General features: G+C 44.1%; 17 protein-coding genes. 5 read left to right on the top strand and 12 right to left on the bottom strand.

Annotated elements, in window-relative coordinates:
• Nucleotides 1–80 precede the first annotated feature (80 nt).
• From D2U88_RS06465 to D2U88_RS06445, 5 genes are all read right to left on the bottom strand, one after another.
• Nucleotides 81–1778, bottom strand: coding sequence for a DUF885 family protein (locus D2U88_RS06465; RefSeq protein ID WP_119639662.1), 1698 nt, complete (start codon nucleotides 1776–1778; stop codon nucleotides 81–83).
• Between the two features lie 94 nt (nucleotides 1779–1872).
• Nucleotides 1873–4908, bottom strand: coding sequence for a beta-L-arabinofuranosidase domain-containing protein (locus tag D2U88_RS06460; protein WP_119639660.1), 3036 nt, complete (start codon nucleotides 4906–4908; stop codon nucleotides 1873–1875).
• 180 nt (nucleotides 4909–5088) lie between these two features.
• Nucleotides 5089–6096 carry a 4-hydroxyproline epimerase gene (locus tag D2U88_RS06455; protein ID WP_119639474.1) on the bottom strand — a complete coding sequence of 336 codons (1008 nt, stop codon included), beginning with the start codon at nucleotides 6094–6096 and terminating at the stop codon, nucleotides 5089–5091.
• 54 nt (nucleotides 6097–6150) lie between these two features.
• Nucleotides 6151–7674 carry an aldehyde dehydrogenase (NADP(+)) gene (locus D2U88_RS06450; protein WP_119639473.1) on the bottom strand — a complete coding sequence of 508 codons (1524 nt, stop codon included), beginning with the start codon at nucleotides 7672–7674 and terminating at the stop codon, nucleotides 6151–6153.
• Nucleotides 7671–8594, bottom strand: coding sequence for a dihydrodipicolinate synthase family protein (locus D2U88_RS06445; RefSeq protein WP_119639472.1), 924 nt, complete (start codon nucleotides 8592–8594; stop codon nucleotides 7671–7673). The genes D2U88_RS06450 and D2U88_RS06445 overlap by 4 nt, the downstream gene beginning before the upstream one ends.
• A gap of 139 nt (nucleotides 8595–8733) precedes the next feature.
• Here D2U88_RS06445 and D2U88_RS06440 point away from each other — a divergent pair, with 139 nt between their 5' ends.
• Both D2U88_RS06440 and D2U88_RS06435 read left to right on the top strand, forming a co-directional pair.
• Entirely contained in the window at nucleotides 8734–9582 is an 849-nt protein-coding gene (locus tag D2U88_RS06440) for an AraC family transcriptional regulator (protein ID WP_119639471.1), read from the top strand.
• 58 nt (nucleotides 9583–9640) lie between these two features.
• The gene (locus D2U88_RS06435) at nucleotides 9641–11017 is read left to right on the top strand and encodes an exonuclease domain-containing protein (RefSeq protein WP_119639470.1); all 1377 of its coding nucleotides are present in this window, start codon (nucleotides 9641–9643) and stop codon (nucleotides 11015–11017) included.
• Between the two features lie 74 nt (nucleotides 11018–11091).
• Here the strand turns inward: D2U88_RS06435 and aceA are convergent, their stop codons facing one another.
• Together aceA and aceB are read right to left on the bottom strand one after the other, a co-directional pair.
• Nucleotides 11092–12369 (bottom strand): isocitrate lyase, encoded by a 1278-nt coding sequence (aceA, locus tag D2U88_RS06430; RefSeq protein ID WP_417935273.1) that lies wholly within the window; start codon nucleotides 12367–12369, stop codon nucleotides 11092–11094.
• 83 nt (nucleotides 12370–12452) lie between these two features.
• The gene (aceB, locus tag D2U88_RS06425; RefSeq protein WP_119639468.1) at nucleotides 12453–14051 is read right to left on the bottom strand and encodes a malate synthase A; all 1599 of its coding nucleotides are present in this window, start codon (nucleotides 14049–14051) and stop codon (nucleotides 12453–12455) included.
• 126 nt (nucleotides 14052–14177) lie between these two features.
• Here aceB and D2U88_RS06420 point away from each other — a divergent pair, with 126 nt between their 5' ends.
• Nucleotides 14178–15653, top strand: coding sequence for a helix-turn-helix domain-containing protein (locus D2U88_RS06420; RefSeq protein ID WP_119639467.1), 1476 nt, complete (start codon nucleotides 14178–14180; stop codon nucleotides 15651–15653).
• A 1-nt stretch (nucleotide 15654) separates the two neighbouring features.
• Here D2U88_RS06420 and D2U88_RS06415 read toward each other — a convergent pair whose 3' ends face one another.
• From D2U88_RS06415 to D2U88_RS06405, 3 genes are read right to left on the bottom strand one after another with little or no spacing between them, the layout of a single operon-like run.
• The gene (locus D2U88_RS06415) at nucleotides 15655–16431 is read right to left on the bottom strand and encodes an aldose 1-epimerase (protein WP_119639466.1); all 777 of its coding nucleotides are present in this window, start codon (nucleotides 16429–16431) and stop codon (nucleotides 15655–15657) included.
• Nucleotides 16431–17729: a M20/M25/M40 family metallo-hydrolase gene (locus tag D2U88_RS06410; protein WP_119639465.1), complete on the bottom strand. Its 1299-nt coding sequence runs from the start codon at nucleotides 17727–17729 to the stop codon at nucleotides 16431–16433. The genes D2U88_RS06415 and D2U88_RS06410 overlap by 1 nt, the downstream gene beginning before the upstream one ends.
• Before the next feature lie 50 nt (nucleotides 17730–17779).
• Nucleotides 17780–19021 carry an ABC transporter permease gene (locus D2U88_RS06405; protein ID WP_119639464.1) on the bottom strand — a complete coding sequence of 414 codons (1242 nt, stop codon included), beginning with the start codon at nucleotides 19019–19021 and terminating at the stop codon, nucleotides 17780–17782.
• A gap of 3 nt (nucleotides 19022–19024) precedes the next feature.
• Between D2U88_RS06405 and D2U88_RS06400 the strand changes: the two genes are divergently transcribed.
• Nucleotides 19025–20251: an exo-beta-N-acetylmuramidase NamZ family protein gene (locus D2U88_RS06400; protein WP_119639463.1), complete on the top strand. Its 1227-nt coding sequence runs from the start codon at nucleotides 19025–19027 to the stop codon at nucleotides 20249–20251.
• 181 nt (nucleotides 20252–20432) lie between these two features.
• Here the strand turns inward: D2U88_RS06400 and D2U88_RS06395 are convergent, their stop codons facing one another.
• On the bottom strand, nucleotides 20433–21290 hold the full coding sequence (locus D2U88_RS06395) for a sterol desaturase family protein (RefSeq protein ID WP_119639462.1): 858 nt from the start codon (nucleotides 21288–21290) through the stop codon (nucleotides 20433–20435).
• A gap of 21 nt (nucleotides 21291–21311) precedes the next feature.
• Nucleotides 21312–21806 carry a YkgJ family cysteine cluster protein gene (locus D2U88_RS06390; RefSeq protein ID WP_119639461.1) on the bottom strand — a complete coding sequence of 165 codons (495 nt, stop codon included), beginning with the start codon at nucleotides 21804–21806 and terminating at the stop codon, nucleotides 21312–21314.
• Between the two features lie 71 nt (nucleotides 21807–21877).
• Between D2U88_RS06390 and D2U88_RS06385 the strand changes: the two genes are divergently transcribed.
• Nucleotides 21878–22588 (top strand): class I SAM-dependent methyltransferase, encoded by a 711-nt coding sequence (locus D2U88_RS06385; RefSeq protein ID WP_119639460.1) that lies wholly within the window; start codon nucleotides 21878–21880, stop codon nucleotides 22586–22588.
• Nucleotides 22589–22594 lie beyond the last annotated feature (6 nt).

The following is a 22594-nucleotide window of genomic DNA, read 5'->3' as shown; positions in this document are numbered from 1 at the left end:
CGATAGGATTTCCGCAACTCACCAGTCCTACATTGAAATTCTTTCGTTTTCAGCTACAATCTGATTAAGACCTTTTTCTTCTACTTGAACTGGGTGGAGAATTTCCATTTGGTCTTATAATTCTTGTTCAAAGGAAGGTCCTGCAACAAGCTTCTCAACAGTTCAATGGGCATTCTGCCCTCTTGCATCACCCTATCATGAAACTGTTTTTCTGTCCAACCCTTGTCCAACATCTCCTTTCGGAGCGCATAAAATTGCAGACCACCCATCATATAGGCTAATTGATATAAAGGGGGATAACTGGTGGTAAAGGAACGTCTTACCTCAGCCTCTGCGTTTGCATATTCATGCCCCACCTGATCTACCAATAGATCTATACATTGCTGAGGGGTCATTTCACCTAAATGGAATTTCAGGGAGAAGATAATCCGAGCACATCGGTGAGCCCTCCAAAAAAGCATGCCCAGTTTCTGTTCCGGTGTCTGCGGAAAATCCTTGTTCCAGAGAATAATCTCCCAGTACAAAGACCATCCTTCCGTCCAGAAAGGCGTGGAAAAAGGCCTTCTGTAGCTTTTATGCCTGCTGGTCATAAAGTATTGCAAGTTGTGGCCGGGCAACAATTCGTGCTGTACTGTGGGAAATGAAAAATTAGGATTATTGCCACGCATACTCATCAACTTATCGTCGTGATCCATGTCCAACGTGGGATAAGATATGATGATATCCCTTCCACCCAAAAAGAACGGGCTCACCTTCTGCCGCTCGGGGCTCATCATTTCCATTCCCCAGGTTTCCTTGGCCAATTCGGGTAAGGTGATCAAATCCCGATCCTCTATAAATTTCACAGAATGTGAATATAAATCCATAATGGCCTGAGGTTGTTCCCCAGCAGGGACGTAGGTGTTCTTCACATGTTCCAGTGCAGCTTTCCAGTCGTCGCCATAACCCAATTCACGGGAAGCCTTGATCATTTCGCTTTTGCACCAAGCAAACTGCTCCTCTGCCGTTTTGATGAGTTCAGCAGGAGTGTATGGTATAAATTCCATGGCCAGACTTTCCTTGAGGGCCGCTTCCCCAATGGGTTTGCCAATGATGCCGCTGCCATCGTCCTTAACACTGTTCTGCGAATAATTATTCTTGAGAAATTCGGCATAGGCGGTGAGCTCTTCATTGATTTTTTTATAGGGTTCCTTCACCCACCACGTAAAATCCGGGTCGTAGGCATAGTAGAAATTATAGGCTTCTTCCAATCCTTTTTGAAGGGATACCACCACGTCGGATGCCTTGTCGGCTGTTTGCCAATCCTTGAAAGGTTTGGATTTCCATGTCTCGGTATCAGCGGCAATGGCCTTGGAGGCATCTTGAAGGGTCTGCGCCAAATTTTTAGCATCCGGCTTTTTCCCTCTTCGTCTTTCCTTGATAAAGGTGTAGATATCCTTGGCAAAAACTGCTACCTCCTCAACCTGTTGGAATTCATCATAATCCTGGTCTAAAAAATAAGAGCCTTTGGTCACCAAGTTTTTCAACAACACATAATCCACTTTTCCCTGTTGCGAAAGTCCATCAAAATCCAACGTGGCCATTTTTTTCTGCCAATCTGCATAAAAGATCTTGAACCTTTCATAATATTCTTGGGATTCGTGCAAGCTATAGGTGCGGTTCAGTGCCCAATTGTCCGCTTCAAATTCCGTTACAAGGTCGGCCAATTTGCTGTTCTGTGCCGAAGCAAGGGAACCAATCAAGGCAAATGCCAAAGTCCCGATTTTCTTTAAACCCATTTTCATCATATTTGTATTGGTTTTTGTGCTACATCTTGATGTATCGATTGGTCTTTCAAACTATTAAATTATTTTCTCTCTTTCTTAAGCTCATTTATTTTAAAGTAACATCCAAATACACAGAATGTCTACCATAAGTTTCATAAAAAGGTTTGAAAACTACGCCATCAATGGTAAACTCCAATTTCTCGGAATTCCCTTGGATTGTTTTGCCAAGATCACCAGCATCCAAGGTAACCTTACGCCAATCGTTTCTCGCTTCGGGTTCCTGGGCCACTAACAAAATGGGTCCATAAAACAAGCTGGCTATGTTCTGTTGGTCCATTACTGGATCTAGGTGGAACGGAAATGGCATTTGGATATCTATAGTATCCCCATTTTTCCAATTTCTTGATAGGGTAAGGTACGAGCCTGGTTGGGCCGATACTTTCTCTTCTTCACCATTGATCTTTACAGAAAACCCTTTGGTGGCCCAATGGGGTACACGAACATTGAGGTCGAACTTCCCTTTCCCTTTAATGATCAACTGTGTATGGTTCTCCTTAGGGAAAACTGTCTTTTGTTCTACTGTGATGTTCCTTTCTTTCCATTGTAAGGTGGAAGGAACAAAAAGGTTAACATATAAGGCTTTGTGATCATAGCTTTCAAAATATATAGAGTTTTGCAGTTTGGTGCTGCTCTCCAAAGCGGTACCATTACAGCAAGTAAATCCGGTCATATCGGCATTGCCAAATCTTTTAATGGAACCTGGCCTAAGGGGCACATGGTAGGTATTGGCCGGACTATCCTCCGCCACCGAAGCCAGAATATGATTGTAGAGTCCGCGCTCGTAATAGTCCATCAACTCGGCCCGCTGGTCGAACATAAAAAGATTGCGGGTCAACTTGAGCATGTTATAGGTGGCACAGGTTTCGTTCTGACCTCCTGCGGAAAACCCATTTTCATATAGGGTGGCGGGTTGTCTGATAAAACATTCGGCATTAGTAGGATTGCGGGCGCCAGCAACACCTCCAATACTGTACATGTAGTCGTTTTTGGCCTTGTACCAAAAATTGTCCGCCACAAGGAAGTATTCGGGAATTTCGGAATCGCGATAAATTTCCAAGGCTCCCATGATCTGAGGGATATGTTGATTGGCATGGAGTCCTCTAAAAGTATCCACATTTTTTGCCAAACCTTGAGAATGTTCGGCATCACCAAAAAAGACTTTGATGTTATCGAACAATTGTGCCACTTCCAAGTAACGGTGCTCGTTGGTGATCCGGTACAAACGTGCCATGGCCTCGTTCATCCCGCCAAATTCGCCGGCAATGTAGGTATTCCACATGCCAATCAGGGTATCTGTAGGTAATTGACTCAAGCGTGCATGTACCCAGTTGCCCATTCCCTTGGCAATGTCCAACGCTTTTTGGTTTCCTGTAACTTCATAAATATCCATCAAACCAGCCAAAATTTTGTGCAAGGTGTAGTAGGGCGCCCAAATCTGTGTTTTTTGAGTGCCATATTTGGCCCCACCCTCCAGCATAATGAATTGATCGGGAGGATAGGCACTGATAAAACCTTCTCCCCAGTTCCAATAGTCGGTGCGGATACCACTTTCACTCAAATCGGAATCATATCCTTCCCTACCGACACCTGGGGGCACTTCAGTGGGATTTGAAACGTATGGCCCGTCCGCTTGTTTTGGATGACCAGAAAGTTGGGAAAGCTCGTAGAGGGTATTGACCATGTAGTCCATCTTTTTGGCAAAGTTGGCCTGCAATTTTTTGTCATGGCCCGTACTGGCGTATGCTTGGGTAATCGCTGTAAGATAATGGCCCGTGGCATGGCCGCGCAGTTTGGTCTCCTGACTGTCCCAAACCCCTAAAGGTGTCGCTCCTTCTGGCTGCGGTTGCCCAAAAGCATTTCGGAACATATAGAGGAACGAATCCGGGTTGGTCTGTGCCAAGGTATTGATGAACTTGTCCCTATTTTCTATAAACTTGGTTTGTTTTCCCAAAGCATCAAAATCTAAGGAAACCTCCTCCAGAGAAAAGGCTTCCAAAGTTTGATGGGGGGTAACTTCTGTTTGGTCATTTTTGACCGTGATGATTGCTTTTGGCTGAAAATCGGTCCCAGCAACTTTTCCGATCACCTCGTAAATACCAGGTTGTTTTACTTCGGCATTGTCCGTTGGTGAAGGCCATAAAACCCTCACTTCGGGGCCTTGGACACCACTTTTATAAGTTCCTTTCACAAAACGGGGCAACCTAGGAAGGTAGCCCACCGTTGTTTCTCCCTGCACATTGGAAACTCCAGTTAAATAGGAATTGTACAATTGTGGTTGATTCGATTCAAATTGAGGTAGCTCATCTTCGGGTTTTTCTCTTTTTACGACCTCTTCGCCAGTATTTAATATTCTTCCTATCTGTTGTTCACTCAATGGAATTCGATACAATCTGAAATCGTGGATTTTTGCATAGAGAAATGGATTATTAGAGGTAATAGATCGTCCGATGTACATCAGGTTTTCATGAGTGAACAAATCTCCCAGTTCCATTTCCATGTGATCCACTTTTCCTACCTGCTTCCCATTGATGAAGATACTCATGGTTTTGGAGGGAATATCGAGCACAACTGCCAAGTGTACCCATTGGTTTACCTCAATTTTGAAATCGGTTGAAAGGGCGGTATATTTCTCCTTCCCATTTTGAATAACTTGGGCCTGAAACCCTTCCTTTTTCTTGGTACCAAAAGGAACCACAAAAAAATGGTTCCTATAATCCTTTCCAAAATCAAAAAGGGTCTGACCCACTTGGTCGGAGCGGAAATTCACCCATGTAGTGATGCTTAGGGATTCTTCTCCCTCCACAGCCTCCCCCGGAAGGGACACAAAAGTCTTGTCATCGCTTGGCAAGGAAAGTACCTTGTCAAATTTTTCATCATCCTCAAATTTGGCGTTCGGGCCATAAATTCTGCCATGAAGGTTGTTTCGGGACCAATCCTTGGCATTGCCATTGAAGATATATCGGGCAACCATTCCCGTTTCTCCAATGCCATCCAATATTTGATTGCCAGATTGGGCCTTGAGCACACCCGTAACCATCACACAAGCAAATAAGGTCCAAATAGCTATTTTACTACTTTTCATCATGACATCTAAAACTAGAGATAATCTAGGTTTTTCACCCCCTTCATATTACCACAAACTGATACTATATTACCCTTAACCGTTGTGTATAGGCAAAATAATATGAAAATTATATCAAGAAATAACTATGTTTAAAACAGTTATGAAAATACTGTAGGGGTCCTTTACCCGAGAAATCGATTATAGGACTTGAAACCCATGGGCATAGGGATCGTCATCATCTATAATGATGTTGTTATAGCCCGTCACCTGTGCCCAACCCTGAATACTGGGAACAATCGCTTTCTTATCGGATAATGTAGTCTCTTGCTCAACGCGACCAATAAATTTACTTCCGATAAAGCTTTCATGGATGAACGGTTCACCCAATTTCAACTTTCCCTTAGCGTACAATTGTGCCATTCGGGCTGATGTACCGGTTCCACATGGAGAACGGTCGATGGCCTTATCGCCATAAAAAACGGCATTTCTGCCCGATGATGTGGGGTCTATCGGTTCACCTGTCCACAACATATGGCTTACATCACGTATGGTGCTATTTTCTGGATGGATAAATCGGTTCGGGTATTTTTCATTGATGCGGCTTCTCACCACCTGCGAATATTGAATGATCTGGCCAGCGGTAAAATCCTGTACTCCGCTAAAGTTTTTCTGAGAATCCACAATGGCGTAGTAGTTGCCTCCGTAGGCCACATCAAAAGTCAATTCACCCAACTCCGGACATTCTACGGTCAAGTTTTCGGCAGCCAAATAAGATTTCACATTGGTCAATCGCACCCAATCTACCTTCTTTCCCGTTTGTTGGTATTCAATCTCTACCAAACCGGCAGGCGCTTCCATCCGTATTTTTCCTGGGACTTTTGGAGAGACAAGGCCCTCCTCGATGGCGATTGTAATGGTACCTATGGTGCCATGACCACACATGGGCAGACACCCAGAAGTCTCTATAAACAATATGGCAAAATCATTTTGGGGATTATGGGGTGGGAAGAGAATGCTACCACTCATCATGTCGTGGCCCCTTGGCTCGAACATGAGCCCTTTTCGTATCCAATCATATTCCTTAAGGAAATGTTGTCGTTTTTCGCTCATGTTGGCCCCTACCAGATTGGGACCTCCCCCTGCAACCACCCGAACAGGGTTGCCGCAGGTATGTGCATCAACACAAAAAAAAGTTTTTCTTGCCACTCGCAGGTCTTTAAAAACTATTCTATTTTATGCAATCTTTCAGATTAAAAATCCTTACCCTTTTAAATGATCGGGCAACAATTCCTGTGGAAAGGACTGATAGCACACAGGCCGTACCCACCTTTTAATGGAATGGATTCCAACTGCCGTAAATCTTGAATCCGTTGACGCGGGATATGGGCCGCCATGCTGCATGGATGGACAAACTTCAACCCCGGTAGGGACTCCGTTATAAATGATTCGGCCAACCCTATTTTGAAGAGCATCCACAAGCTCCATCAAATCCACATCATCATCTTTCTCGGCAATAAGTGTCGCTGTCAATTGGCCTTCCAGACCTTCAATGATTTGGAGAAGCTCATCCTCATCCTTACATTGGACCACCATGGAAAAAGGTCCAAATACTTCTTGGTGCAACTTAGGATTGGCTAAAAAATCCTTTCCTGAAACTGTTGCAACAATGGAGGCGGCATAGTTGGGTTCCAAAGTTCCTTCCACCTTGCCCACTATGGTCACCCCACTTTGTGAAGTCACATTTTCACCCTTCTTCTCGTACCCACTTTTGATGTTGGGATGCAACATGCATTGGGGATCCAAGGCGATGGTTTCCTTGGCCAATTCTTGTATGAATTCTTCGGTATGGTCTCCTTTCACCGTCAATAACAACCCTGGATTGGTACAAAATTGCCCTGTACCCAAGGTAATAGATCCCGCATAGGTTTTGGCAATTTCCGAAGCTCTCTTGGCCAACGCCTTGGGTGTAATGACCACGGGGTTGATGCTACCCATTTCCGCAAATACCGGAATAGGTTCTTCCCTTTTGGAAGCTAGGTCGAACAAAGCCCTACCGCCCGCAATACTACCTGTAAAACCAACAGCTTTTACCTTCGGATGGTTCACTAGGTCCACACCCGCTTGAATTCCACCATTGACACTGGAAAATACCCCTTTCGGCATTCCAGTTTTTTCTGCAGCTTTCACAATGGCCGAGGCCACCAACTCAGAAGTTCCCGCATGCATGGGGTGTGACTTTACGATTACCGGACAACCCGCAGCCAATGCGCTTGCGGTATCGCCGCCTGCCGTGGAATAGGCCAATGGGAAATTACTGGCCCCGAATACGGCCACAGGACCCAACGGGATCATGGTCTTTCTAAGATCTTCCTTTGGTAATGGCTTTCGGTCAGGTTGGGCGGCATCAAAAGTATTCTCCCTCCAATTATCATTGGCCACCAATTCCGCAAAAGACCTCAACTGAAAAACAGTACGGCCCCTTTCACCAACAGCCCTACCTTCTGGCAATCCGGACTCCAGCATGTACATATCCACCAGTTCTTGGTCCAAAGCCAGTATTTCATCAGCGATGGCATTCAAAAATTCGGCTCTTTTGGCGCCGGACATTTTACGGAATACCTTGAAGGCTTCCCATGCCTTGGTCACAGCTTCTCCTACCTCCTCTTTTGTGGCTTCCACAAAAACGGTGGGGTTTTCCATATTCAATTTAGGGTTGATGGTTCTGAATTCCACCTTCCCCTTGGCAATAAATTCTCCTGCGATACAGTTTTTACCTGTAATCATACTACACTTTTAAGATTCTTATATTCGGGCAACTCTGGTCTGGTTGCCATGGCTGTTTCAATGACCTTGAGCACCCGTTCCCTTTCCGCTCCCTGTAGCGGTAATCTTGGTGCCCGTACATTCTCGGTCCCTATACCTGTGGCCACTTCTGCCAGTTTGATGTTCTGCACCAATTGTGGACTAATGTCCAGTTCCAACAAAGGCATGAACCATCTATAGATTTTCAAGGCTTCCTGGATTCGTCCCGCTTTTACCAATTCATAAACGGCAACCGTTTCAGCAGGATAGGCACATACTAGACCGGCCACCCAGCCATCTGCACCAATAACCAAACTTTCCAGACCTAAGGTATCCACTCCGGTAAACACCTTCAAACGATTCCCGAACCTGTTTTGCAAGCGAATGACATTGGTGATATCCCTAGTTGATTCTTTAATCGCCTGGATGTTATCACACTCCAATAATTCTTCCATCATATCCAAAGTTACCTCTATTTTATAATCCACAGGGTTGTTATAGATCATAATGGGAAGCGAGGTGCTCTTCGCGATAGCCTTAAAATAGGTGACCGTTTCATAATCAGTGGCTTTGTACCGCATGGGAGGCAATAACATCAATCCTTGGGCGCCTACTTTTTCGGCATGTTGGGCAACAGCAATGGCCGCTTTGGTACTTTGTTCCGCAATATTGATAATCACAGGGATTTTACCCTCCACAATGGACAACGAGGTTTTGATCAACGTTTCCTTTTCGTGTTGTTCCAAGGTGCTGGCCTCCCCTAAGGTTCCGCCCAAAATAATCCCATGGACACCGGCCTCCATTTGGGCCCTTACATTTTTCTCGAACATGGCAAGGTCCAATTGGTCCTCACTGTTGAATTTTGTGGTTAAAGCTGGCATTACGCCTTCCCATTTGATCATAGTAGTCAATTGTTTATATAACAAAAATAAAAAGAGTTGTCCGCAACAAGTGCTCCAATTATTAGCTCATTGTGATACTATATTAACCCTTATATTTATTTAGGGTCATTTTTTTTAATAATATTTGTAAAAAGAGGTCTTGAAAGTTCTTCCCTTCAAAATTCCGAAACCCAAAGATGAGGCCTTGGTCTATCAAGTAGACCGAGAGAAGGTCTTGTACGATCAACTTCACCAACATGGTGAAATCCAGATCAGTTATGTTCAGGAAGGGTTCGGTACACTGATCGTAGGGGATTCCATTAATGAATATAGAGAAGGGGACATTTTGATCATTGGAGGATTTATTCCCCACGTTTTTAGAAGTGATGCCAGTGCAAACAAAGAATCGGTCGTGCACACCTTGTTCTTTGATTACAATTCCTTTGGAAAGGATTTCTTTAAGCTTTCTGACCTTGCTTTGGCCAACGAATTCTTCAGACAGTCAGAATACGGTATGAAAGTACTATCGAACCAAGACAAGATCATAGCCTTGTTCAACCTGTTGGCTCGTCAGGACAAAGTGGAGCAAATTGCCACATTGTTACTCATCATCAGTCAAATAACCAAATCCAAAACGGAGCCCCTTTCTTCCTTTGTCTATAGAAAAACCTATTCCGATGACGAAGGGAAACGCATGAGCAATGTATACGAGTATGCCATGGAGCGGTATCATGAACAAATTTCCCTGGAGGAGATTTCGGAGCGGGCCAATATGAGTAAAAATGCATTTTGCAGGTATTTCAAAAAACGAACCAACAAGACCTTCTTCCAATTTCTAATCGAGATCCGAATAGAAAATGCCTGTAAGCTTTTATCGGGACAGCCCGAATCTCCCGTAAATGGGATAGCGGAACAGTGCGGTTTTAACAACATAGCCAATTTCAACAGAAAATTCAGGGAACTGAAAGGGTGTACTCCCACCCAATACCGGCAACGCATTAAAGGATAGTTTTGGATTTGTATGCTGTGCAGTTTATCCATAATTTCATTGTCCAATTTTATCTGGATTGTACACCATCATCGACATAGAGACCACGGGAAACGGCATTAAAGGGAACAAGGTAACCGAAATTGCCATTTTTAAGTTTGACGGCAGCCAAGTGGTGGATGAGTTTACCACTTTGGTCAATCCCGGATGTCCCATACCCTATTTCATTACCGGATTGACAGGCATCGATGATCAAATGGTGCAGAACGCCCCCACTTTTTCCGACATAGCAGACGACATTTTGAATATGACCGAAAACGCCATATTTGTGGCGCACTCCGTAAATTTTGATTATGGGGTAATCAAGGAGGAATTTCGTCAGATCGGCATCGATTTTACCCGAAAAAAACTGTGCACCGTCCGTTTGTCAAGAAGTTTGATCCCGGGGCTTGGCTCCTATAGTTTGGGAAAACTGTGCTCATCCATCCGAATACCGTTAGTAGATCGGCACCGTGCTCGGGGCGATGCCCATGCCACCATGCTCTTGTTCGAGAGGTTGATCAACATGGAAGGTGCAGATGGCGTTTTCAAAAAATTCTTGAACGCCCGCAGCCAAGAGGCCACCTTGCCCCCGCACCTTCCCAAATCGGCGTTTACCAAGATTCCTTCAAAACCCGGAATCTATTATTTTAAAAACCAAAAAGGGGAAATCATTTATGTAGGTAAGGCGATCAATCTTAAAAAAAGGGTATTGGGCCATTTTTATGACAAAAGCACCAAGGAAATCCAAATGTGCAGTGAAACGGCCCATATCGATTATCAACTGTCCGGCAGCGAATTGGTTGCCCTATTGATGGAATCCGCGGAAATAAAACGGCTCTTTCCACCCTATAATCGGGCTCAAAAACGAATTGTGAGGCAATACGCCATTTTTGCATATGAAGATCGCAACGATATCCTGCACTTGGCCTACAATACCATAAAGGGAGCTCCTAATCCGTTGAAGATTTTTTACGGCCAAACAGAATGCAGGGCCTATCTGGAAGAAATTTGTAAAACCTTCTCGCTTTGCCCACGCTACTGTCATTTACAACAAACCCATGCGGCATGTTCCCACCACGAAATCACCACCTGTGAGGGCATTTGTAAGGGAGAGGAACCTGTGGAGCATTATAACGAAAAGGTTAAGGAGGCCATTTCACACATGAAGTTATTGGCTTCCGAAGTGAAAATCATTAAAGAAAAAGGAAGGGACGAAAATGAAAGTGCCGTTATCCTGATTGCTGATGGTATGTACAAGGGCTATGGTTTTATCGATAATGATTCGGATGTTTCTACCTTGGAGGATATAGAGGCCTTCATCACCCCTCAAAAGAACACCATCGAAACCGAAAGTATTCTTGGCGCCTATTTGCTCAAAAACGCAAACATTCAAATTACTTCCCCTATATCCTGATACATAAAAAATGCCCCCTAAAAAGGGGGCGTGGAATTATGAGCAAATAACTACAGATTGAAAAATTCCCAAAATTAAAATTGTGCTGTTTCCGTACTGCCCTTCATGGCCATGGTACTTGCCTTGCCGGCCGTAACAACATTCTGTACCATATCAAAGTAGGACGTACCTACAAATCCTTGGTGTTTTACGGCTTTAAAGCCATCCTTTTGCAAAGCGAACTCCCGCTCCTGCAATTCCGAATATCCAGCCATTCCCCTTTCCTTATACGATTTGGAAAGTTCGAACATACTCGTGTTCAAGGCGTGGAAACCTGCCAAGGTGATGAACTGGAATTTATAGCCCATGGCCGCTAGTTCTTCCCTGAACGTTTCCATTTCCTTCATGCTCAACTTGGCCGCCCAATTGAAGGATGGCGAACAGTTGTAAGCCAACATCTTATCGGGGTATTTGCTGTGGATACCCTCCGCAAACTTTTTAGCCTGTTCCAAATCGGGTGTAGAGGTTTCCAACCAGATCAGATCGGCAAAAGGAGCATAGCTCAAACCTCGGTCAATTCCTTGTTCCAAGCCATTTTTTATATAGAAAAATCCTTCGGAAGAGCGTTCTCCGGTCAAAAATTTATGATCTCGTTCGTCAATATCACTTGTCAACAAATTGGCGGCATCAGCATCGGTTCTGGCAATGATAATGGTGGGCACCCCCATGACATCGGCAGCCAAACGGGCCGCAATGAGTTTATTAATAGCTTCCTGGGTAGGGACCAAAACCTTGCCTCCCAAGTGTCCACATTTTTTTGTGGAGCTCAATTGGTCCTCAAAATGCACTCCAGAAGCCCCATTTTCTATCATGGATTTCATGAGTTCATAAGCATTTAGGTTTCCCCCGAAACCAGCTTCGGCATCGGCTACGATCGGTACCAAATAATCCTTTTTTTCGGCAACGCCGTTCACCGTTTGGATTTGATCGGCACGCAACAAAGCATTGTTGATGCGTTTTACCACCATGGGTACACTGTTCGCCGGGTAAAGCGATTGATCGGGATACATTTCCCCGGAAAGATTGGCATCGGCCGCCACTTGCCAGCCACTAAGGTAAATGGCATCCAAACCGGCTTCCACTTCCTGAATGGCCTGGTTTCCCGTTAAGGCTCCCAAACCTGCCACAAAATCCTGGTTGTTCAATTTCTCCCAAAGTTTTTCGGCCCCCATCCGCGCAATGGAATGGTCAATTTCATACGATCCGCGAAGTTTGATGACTTCCTCGGCCGTATAAGGGCGTTCAACACCTTTCCACCTAGGGTTAACGGTCCAATCCGTTACCAAAGCTTGAATTTTCTCCTTTTTTTCCATAATTTTATAATTCGAAATTTGACTTGAATCCCAGGTAATGTTCGCGCATTCTTGGGATTTTTTTATTGATATGATCGATACGCCTATATCTCGTTATAGGCTTTAATCGTCAGGAATTCCTCAAACTCATTGGCTTTCACCAATTTATCAAACAGGGCAATGGCCTCTTCAAACTTGGTGTTGTGCAGGTTGCCCTCTCCTACCAAGTGCCTGATCTTTACTACTTCCTCATCAAAAATGGACTGATATAGTTCATTGGTGAGTTTTCTGCCGTCATCCAACCGGGCATTGAACTTAAGCCACTGCCACACTTGGGTCCTTGAAATCTCGGCTGTTGCAGCATCTTCCATCAGGTTGTTGATGGCCACACAGCCGTTGCCCCTTAACCAAGATTCCAAATACAAGATTCCCACTGAAATGTTCTTTCGAATCCCTTTTTCCGTAATGGTACCATCGGGAATGGCGATCAAATCCGTGGCAGAAATATGATCATCCTCCCTCAACTTCTCCAATTGATTGGCTTTTGGCATGTACTTGTCAAAAATATCCTTGGCTATCTTTACCAAACCGGGATGCGCCACCCAGGTACCATCGTGCCCGTTCTTTACCTCTCGTTCCTTGTCCAATCGAACCTTCTCCAATGCTTTCTCGTTGGCCACAGGATCATTGTTGATAGGGATTTGGGCCGCCATTCCACCCATAGCATGGATACCCCTTTTATGGCATCGTTGGATGACCAATCGGGAATAGGCATCCATAAACGGCACGGTCATGGTAACCTGGTCACGGTCTGGCAAAATGTAGGCGGAATGATTCCTGAATTTCTTGATGTATGAAAAAATATAGTCCCATCGCCCACAGTTGAGCCCTACGATGTGGTTCTTGAGTTCGTAAATGATCTCGTCCAACTGAAAGCTTGCCGTAATGGTCTCTATCAATACCGTGGCTTTGTACGTCCCTACTGGAATACCGATGTATTCCTCGGCAAAAGTGAACACATCATTCCACCATCTAGCCTCTAAATAATGTTCCAATTTTGGTAGATAAAAATAGGGAGCCGAACCTCTTCTTCTCAGGATACCCGAGTTATGGTAAACGTACAGTCCAAAATCCACCAAACTTCCCGAGGTCACTTCTCCATTGATGAGAATATGTCTTTCATTCAAATGAAGACCCCGAGGGCGAACCAAAAGAACGGCCACCTCATCGTTCAATTCATAGCTTTTTCCCTTTTTGGAGTCAAAATAAGAAATGGACCTATTATTGGCATCGATCAAATTTTGTTGCCCCTGCATACAATTGTGCCAAGTGGGTGCATTACTGTCCTCAAAATCGGCCATAAAAGTTTTGGCGCCAGAATTCAAGGCATTGATGACCATCTTGCGATCCACGGGCCCGGTAATCTCCACGCGTCGGTCCCTTAAATCATCCGGGATATGTTTCACCCTCCAATTGGCAGTCCTTGTCTGTTCGGTTTCAGGCAAAAAATTTGGGAATTCACCCAAATCAAATTGTACTTGTCGTTTTGCCCGTTCTTCCAATAACTGCAATCTGGACCTATTGAATTTTTGGTGCAATGCGATCAAAAACTCCAAGGCGCCATCGGTCAACAGCTCTGGATAATAGTGCTCCACCTCCTTTGCAAACTGCAATTGTGTACTGGTAATCAATGCTTCTTCCATAACAGTATCATTTTGTTCAACAAGATTAACGCAAACGTTTGAGAAAAACAAGCGAACGTTCGCTTTTTTATATTTGTTCGCTATTTTTATAAGATTCGCAAAATACCCTATCTTTGATCAAGAAAAATGGAAGAGGAGTACATCAAATTGATTTTTGGCCTAAAATTGAAGCAGGTAAGGACCAAGCGAAAGCTATCCCTGTTCGGTCTTTCCAAGCTTACAGGACTTTCAAAATCGTACCTGAACGAGATTGAAAAAGGCAAGAAATACCCTAAAACGGATAAGATCGCCCTACTGGCAGAAAAGCTGGAAGTGCCCTATGACAGCTTGGTTTCCTTAAAATTGGACAAAAACTTGGCTCCTGTTGGCGAATTGCTACAATCCAAAGTTTTCAAGGAGTTGCCCTTGGAACTGTTCGGAATCAAGGAAAGTGATCTGATCGATATTGTTGCCAACGCCCCGACCAAGGTGAATGCCTTTATCAGCACCATCATAGAAATCGCCAAGCATTATAACTTTGGGAAGGAAAACTTTTATTTGGCTTCCCTCCGTTCCTTTCAAGAAGCCAGCAACAATTTTTTTCCAGACTTGGAAGATTCCGCTCTCCAGTTTGCCAAAGCATACCAAGTGGACTTGAAAAAATCGGTAAGTTCATCGGAACTGGAAGAAATTTTGGTGGAAGAGTATGGGTATACCATCAATAATGAGGAGCTGACCAAGTACAAGGAATTGGACAACCTACGCTCCATGTTCATACCCAAGACCAAAACCCTTTTGGTGGCCAACCATATTGATGAAGCCCAACGTACCTTCATCTACGCCAAGGAAATCGGTTATAATTTTTTGAATATCGAGGAGCGCCTTTACACGTTCACATGGATCAAATTCCACAATTTTGATCAAGTACTCAATAATTTTTATGCCTCTTACTTTGCAGGAGCATTGGTCATCCCCAGGGATTTGATCAAGAAACACGTGGATTCTTTCTTGTCCAAACCCAAGTTCGACAAGACCTTTTTAACAGGAATCAAAAATTATTACAACGCCTCCCCAGAATCACTTTATCAACGTTTGACCAATATTCTGCCGAACGATTACCATTTGGAGAACCTTTTCTTTCTTCGGTTGAGCCATAAAAAGAACTCCAACCGTTTTGATATTACCAAAGAACTCCATTTGACCCATCATCATTCGCCCCACGGCAATGAAACCAATGAAAAGTATTGCAGGCGTTGGGTATCCATTCGGGTGTTGCAGGAAATTGCCAAAACCGAGGAAGAGCACCACATGGATATACAGATTTCACATTATCCCAGTGATGGTCTTTCCTATTTGATTTTTTCCAGTGCCACCGTCGACCCCTTTAAAAAAGATGAGTACCGAAGCGTAAGTTTGGGATTGCTCATCAATGCCGAACTAAGGAAAAAAGTAGTCTTTTTGGATGACCCCGCCATCAAAACCTATGAGGTAGGCGTTACCTGCGAACGTTGTTCCATTGCCAATTGCGATGTGAGACAAGCGCAACCTACCATCTTAAAAAGACAGGAGCGCAATGTTAAGACCGAAAAAGTTGTGCAAGAACTCCAGAAAAAATTCAGCTAGGCTACAAGTTTGGTTTTATCACGACCTTGAATTCAGCCTTGTCCTTTAGGTATTGAAACCCTTTGTCCAAATCTTTTTGTTCCACTGCGTAGGGATAAAAGGAAATCGGCTCGATACAGATCATATTCCTTACTTCCGTCCAGCACATGAAATGCCCAAAACCTTTGGTTTCTATAGTTATGTTTTTTTTATCCTTCAAAGTGACAGCAGTACAATCCGGAACCTGAAATGCCCGACTGCCCACGGCCAAAACCTCATCCAAAGAGATTTTCTGATCATTAGCAATAATCACAGGGGTATCGGTATGGAGCTTGAAAGCGGGATGGTATCCCAACATAAACGGCATGCCTTCTTCCCCAGAAATCCGAAAAACAATTTCCAATGCTCCCTCCTTCAATTCAAAGGATTTTTCAAATCGGAAACTGTAGGGCCAGTCCATGAAAGGTTCGGTAGATTTTGCAGGGTATTTGGAATTTTTCACTTTGGTACCCGCTAGGTATTCCTTTACAAAAACAGCGGTAGATTCTGTTTGTAAAATCAATTCATAAGGGATTTGTCTCAACAACCCATGCTGGTCCTGGATAGCTTCCCCTTTAGGAGTTTGAATCCTAAAATTGGCCTTGTCCAAAGGACCAATGACCGGGAACATCTCTGTATCACTACTTCCCCAACCAGGACTTCCTTTTTGATGGATAAATTCATGGCCATCGCACACAAAACTGACCAACTCGCCAGCATCTATGCCAACCGTGCAATCTTTGTTTTTTAATTTGACCATTATTTGGCGTTTATCAATCGGTAAATTAAAATGGCAGTCCGTTTGGTGAGATCGTTGATGGTGTTCAGGTTCACGGTTTCTTCAGGAGTATGCGCCCCTGACCCCATGGTCCCCAATCCATCCAAACAATCCACATATTCGGCTATAAAGGAAACGTCCGCAGCTCCCCGTCTTCCTGGATCATAGGCCAACACTTCCCCTTGACCCAGATCAAGGCTTACCTCGTTCAAAATACCCAACAATCCCATATTTCCCTCAGTGGGCTGCATGGCAGGATAGCTATCCGTAAAGCTGACCGTGGCAGAAGTTTTGGGAAGATTGTTGCCTACAATTTCCCTCATCTTTTCACGTGCCCTTTCTTTTTGTTCTTCGGAAATAAATCGGAGACCTCCTTTTACAATCGCTTTTTGGGCTACCACATTGCTTTTTCCAAAGGCATCTCCCTTACCTGTGGAAGGATCATAATTTACAAAGGTACCTCCCAACAATATCCCTGGATTGAAGGTCAACAGATCTTCACCTTTTACATCGGTATAGAATTCATGAAGAATTCGCGACATTTCAAAAATGGCACCCGCACCGGTATTCTCACTAAAGATACCTGAGGAATGGGCTCGTTTACCCTCTACTTCCACCTCCCATCCAGAGGCTCCCCTGCGCGCTACCGTGGCATAATTAAACCCTGTGGATGTTTCAAATCCCAAGGCAACATCACTCCTTTGGGCAGCTTCGATTAGATCCTTCCGACTGATATCCAACGGTTTCCCTGTACTTTCTTCGTCCCCCGTAAAAGCGACGATAATTTGGGCATCGTTCAACAAGCCATTATCGTATAATGCCTTTAGGGCATAGAGCACAATCACATCCCCGCCTTTCATATCGTTACCGCCTGGTGCGTGGGCAATGCTGTCATTGACCCTTTCGAATTTTTGGAACGGACTATCCTCTTCAAAAACGGTATCTAAATGACCTACCAATACCAATTTCTTGCCTTTGTTGCCTGAAGTTTCCGCGAACAAATGTCCTGCACGATCCATTTCGGCAGGCATGTCGATCCATTTGGTCTCAAAACCAATGTCATCAAACGCATCTTTGAACACCATGCCCACTTCCTTTACGCCTTCCGCATTTAAAGTACCGCTGTTTATATTCACCACTTTTTCCAAAAATGAAATGGCTTCGTCGCTGTTCTTTTCAATCGTGGCAACAATCTTTTTTTCGGTCCAGGTCAATTTTTGGGCCGTTACGGTAAAGGCCAATACAAGGCAAACTGAGGAGATAATCGGTTTTAGGGTCATGGTAGTTATTTTACCCCTAATGTATCAATTTAAAAGGAAAGACACAGCTATCACTCAAACTGGATAGCCTTTACCGGCGTAATTTTGGTGATGATGTACGATGGGACCAGAAGCATCAAAAGGCACAAGAACATGACCCCGATGTTAAGCAATAATATGGTTGGAACATCCATATGGACCGGAATGTATTCAATGTAATATTCCTCTGGATTTGGGAACTTGAACATGCGGTATTTGCCCTGAAGGAAAATGACCCCCAATCCGATCAAATTACCCCAGAACAGTCCAATGGCAATCAAGTAGGCCGCATTGTACAAAAACACTTTTCGGATGCTCCAATTGGCAGACCCCAGTGCTTTTAAGATTCCAATCATTTGGGTGCGCTCCAGAATCAACACCAAGAGTGCCGTAATCATGTTTATACCCCCTACAATGATCATAATCCCAATGATCAGCGCGATGTTAAAATCAAACAGGCCGATCCACTCAAAAATGCGATAGTATTTGGTCTTGATGTTCTGGGTATCAAGGCTGGAAACCGTTTTGCCGTAGATTTCATTGCTCTTTTCTTCCAATTGATCAAAATCATCCAGAAACACCTCAAAATTACCGACCTGATCATCTTCCCATTTGTTCATCCGCTGAATATGACGAATGTCCACAAAGACATAAGTGGCATCAAATTCCTCAAATCCGCTATCATAAATGCCAACAATCTTGAACTTTCGGTTATTGGGAATCTGGGAAGCATCCCCATCCTTTAAAAAGAAGGAAAAAAAGCTGTCGCCAACACCCAACTGCAACCGATTGGCCATCATCCGTGAAATCAACACCTCATCGTTGAGCTTTCCGGTATAGTCCGGCAATCTACCCTCCACCAGATATTCCTTAAAGGCGCTCCAATCATAATCGGGGCCGACACCTTTGGCCAGCATTCCTTCAAAGGTATCCTCGGTGCGGATGATTCCACCTTTGGTGGCAACGGCCTGCACATGGCGTACCCCATCCACATTTTTGAACTCGGGATAAAAATCTTGATGGATTGAAATCGGTGAAACGGAAACTTCGGAAGTATTATTGTCGTAGTTGGAAATCTGGATATGGCCATTGAAAGCCGAGACCTTTTCACGAATTTTGTTTTTCAACCCGACACCTGTGGCTATGGCGATGAGCATCATGACCACACCGATCGCAATTGCAGCAATGGCGATTTTTATTATAGGGGCGGAAATACTAATTTTATGTTCCTTCCCTGTAATCAGGCGTTTGGCAATAAACAATTCTAAATTCAACGAATGCCCATTTTATCTAATCTCAAAAGTACTGTTTTCTTATTGTTTTTGGCGCTTTCTTGTTGCAAGGGCCAGCAAAAACAAGCTGATATCCCACCATCGGAGGTAATTTCCACTCCTTCTGCAGAAATAAAAGTAGCTGCAAACCGCACGGAAGTATACCTGCCCATGCTACAAGGCAAGAAGGTGGGTATTGTAGCGAATCCCACCAGCGCAATTTTTCATGACAAAGGGTACACCCACTTGGTGGATTCTTTGGTTTCACTTGGGGTTGATGTAAAAAAAGTTTTTGCCCCGGAACACGGATTTCGTGGCACTGCCGATGCTGGGGAACATGTGAAAGATGGTATGGATGCCAAAACCGGGGTACCCATCATCTCCCTTTATGGAAAAAACCGAAAACCCTCCAAGGAACAGTTGGACGAATTGGATGTGGTGGTATTTGACATTCAGGATGTTGGGGTCCGCTTTTACACTTTTATCGCTACACTCCAATTGGTGATGGAAGCCTGCGCGGAACATGGAACACCCATCATAGTGCTTGATCGACCCAACCCGAACGGACATTATGTGGATGGACCCACCATGATGAAGGAACATGCCAGTTATTTGGGCCTGCAACCGATTCCATTGGTGTATGGAATGACCATGGGTGAATATGCCCAAATGCTCAATGGTGAAGGTTGGCTGGAAAATGGCAACAAAGCGGATTTAACGGTTATCCAACTTGAAAACTATACCCACGCTTCCGAGTATCATTTACCCATTCGCCCCTCTCCCAACCTTCCCAACGATGTTTCAATCACCTTATACCCTAGTTTAGGACTTTTTGAAGGTACCAACGTAAACGCTGGGCGGGGCACGGAGTTTCAGTTTCAACGATATGGGGCTTCCTTTATGGACAGTACCCAATACGATTTCACTTATGTACCCGAGCCCAATTTTGGTTCCAAACATCCCAAAGAGGAAGGAAAAATCTGTTATGGCAAAGACCTGTCACAATTACCAAGAATGAACGAAATGACCTTACGATGGGTCATCGACGCCTATAAAAACACCATGGACAAGTCCAAATTCTTCCTGACCAGTGGATTCACCAAACATGCGGGAACACCTGTGTTGCAACAACAAATTGAGGCCGGACTTTCCGAAGCAGAAATCAAGGCTACGTGGCAAGACGACCTGGAAAATTTCAAAAAAATTAGGGCAAAGTATTTAATCTACGAATAGTTTAGCATTATATATTGCTTGTCTTTTTTAAAAGGAATACGTGGAAACCTTCATTCATCGCCTCGACACGAATTACACAAATTCGCACAAATCGTTTAAATGTCATTTTGAGCTAGTATCCTGAGCGAAGTCGAAGGAGCAAGTGAAAAATCTAACGCTTCGTGACATTTCACAACTGCTGTTATACATTTCCTTTCGAGATGACCTTCCTTGGCTCGGTTGTAGGTCTTCGGTATTTGTGAAACGGCTGTTTTAGGAGTCCAGCAATACTGCTGTTTTCCTTTTCATCGGGAAACGTATCCACTCCATATACGATATCCTTCACATCCATGGTCATATAAGTTCCGAACATTCTGTCCCATATGGCAAAAATATTTCCATAGTTGGAATCGGTATAAGGTAATTGATAATGATGGTGCACTTTGTGCATATCCGGGCTCACCACAAACCAACTGATGGCATTATCCACCTTTTTGGGCAATCTTATATTGGCATGGTTAAATTGTGAAAACACCACGGACAAACTTTGATAGAGCATAATGACACCGATGGGAGCGCCCACGATCAAAACTCCGGCCAAGGTAAAGGCATAGCGTATCAAACTCTCCAATGGATGGTGTCTATTGGCCGTTGTGGTATCCACATGATGGTCTGAATGGTGTACCAAATGCACCATCCAAAGCGGTTTTACTTTATGCTCCACCCAATGGGCAGCATAGGCTCCAATCAAGTCCAACAACATGACCCCGAGCAGAACGTACAACCACAAAGGCATTGCTGGCAACCAATTGATAATACCAAATTGGTTTTCCACGGCCCAATCCGAAGTCTTGAGCAACAGAAAGGCGAGCGGAAAATTCACGATGATCGTGGTCATGGTCAAAAAGAAGTTGGGAACGGAGTGCCGCCATTTTTTGTAGGGAGTACCAAACAATGGCATAATGCCTTCCAAAATCCAGAAAAAAGTGATTCCCCCTACCAAAATAAGGCTTCGGTGTGAGGAGGGAATGGTCTCAAAGTATGAAATGATCTGCTCCATACGCTCAAATATAAGCAATCGTCAAAATTTTATGCTTTTTTTCATCGCTTCAACAATGTTAAAAGCCGCCGGACAAATGGCTACATTTTTTAAGGTGAGGTTACTGATCTGTTGGAATTTTTTGCGGTCGGTATGTGGAAACTCGCGACAGGCCTTGGGTCTAACTTCGTAAATGGAACAGTAATTATCGGCTCCCAAAAAAGTGCAGGGCACGCTTTGAAGCACGTAATCGTTCTCTTCATCAACCCTGAGGTAGGTATCGATGAACTGTGAAGGCTTCATCCGGAAATGTTTTGCTATCCGTTCCACATCGGCATTGGTGAAAAGAGGACCTGTGGTCTTGCAACAATTGGCACAGGTGAGGCAATCCGTGCGTTCAAATTCTGCGTCGTGAAGTCCTTGCATTACATAATCCAGGTCCTTGGGCGGACGCTGTTTTAGCTTGCTGAAGAATTTTTTGTTCTCCGCATGCTTCTCCTTGGCCTTTTGTAGCAATCCTTCAAGAATTTCATCCATATTGCACAAACTTATCCAAATTAAACTTTTCTCTGCAATTAAAGTCCCACCTTTGTAAAAACACCAATTTCATGGCAGATGTTTTAGGCAAGGCCGTCATGGACTTTCAACAAGGAAACTATACAGAGGACATCAAAACTTTTTCCTCATTGGATGAAGAGGATGTGATTCCGGTTCCCTATTTGTTTCGCGATTTCAAAGAGATGCCCAAAGTCGAGCAAAAAGCCCTTAAACTGGCCAAGGGAAAGATTCTGGACATTGGCTGCGGTGCAGGAAGCCATGCATTGCACCTTCAAAATAAGGGATTCGATGTGACCGCTGTGGACAATTCCGAAGGCTGTATTACGGTCGCAAAAGAAAGAGGCGTGCAAAAAGCCGTGTTGAGCAATATTTTGGACTATTCAGAAGAAACCTTCGATACCCTTCTTTTGCTGATGAACGGCATCGGTTTGGCAGGTACCCTAAGTAATTTAACCGCATTCTTGCAACATTTGGCCTCATTGTTGCGGCCCAATGGACAAATATTGTTGGATTCCAGCGATATCATCTATATGTTTGATGAAGATGAGGATGGCGGCTATTGGATTCCCAACAACGGGAAATATTATGGTGAGGTAACATTTACCATGCAGTACAAAGGTTTAAAAAGTGAACCATTTGATTGGATTTATTTGGACTACAACACCTTGCAAAATGCCTGTTGGGCCAATGGATTGCAATGCGAACTGATGGTTTCCGGTGAACATTACGACTATTTGGCTAGACTCACCCATAAAAAGTAATAGATT

Origin of the sequence: Flagellimonas aequoris (genome assembly GCF_003584165.1) — a bacterium.
GTDB classification, from domain to species: domain Bacteria; phylum Bacteroidota; class Bacteroidia; order Flavobacteriales; family Flavobacteriaceae; genus Flagellimonas; species Flagellimonas aequoris.
This window is presented reverse-complemented; position numbering and strand designations above follow the sequence as displayed.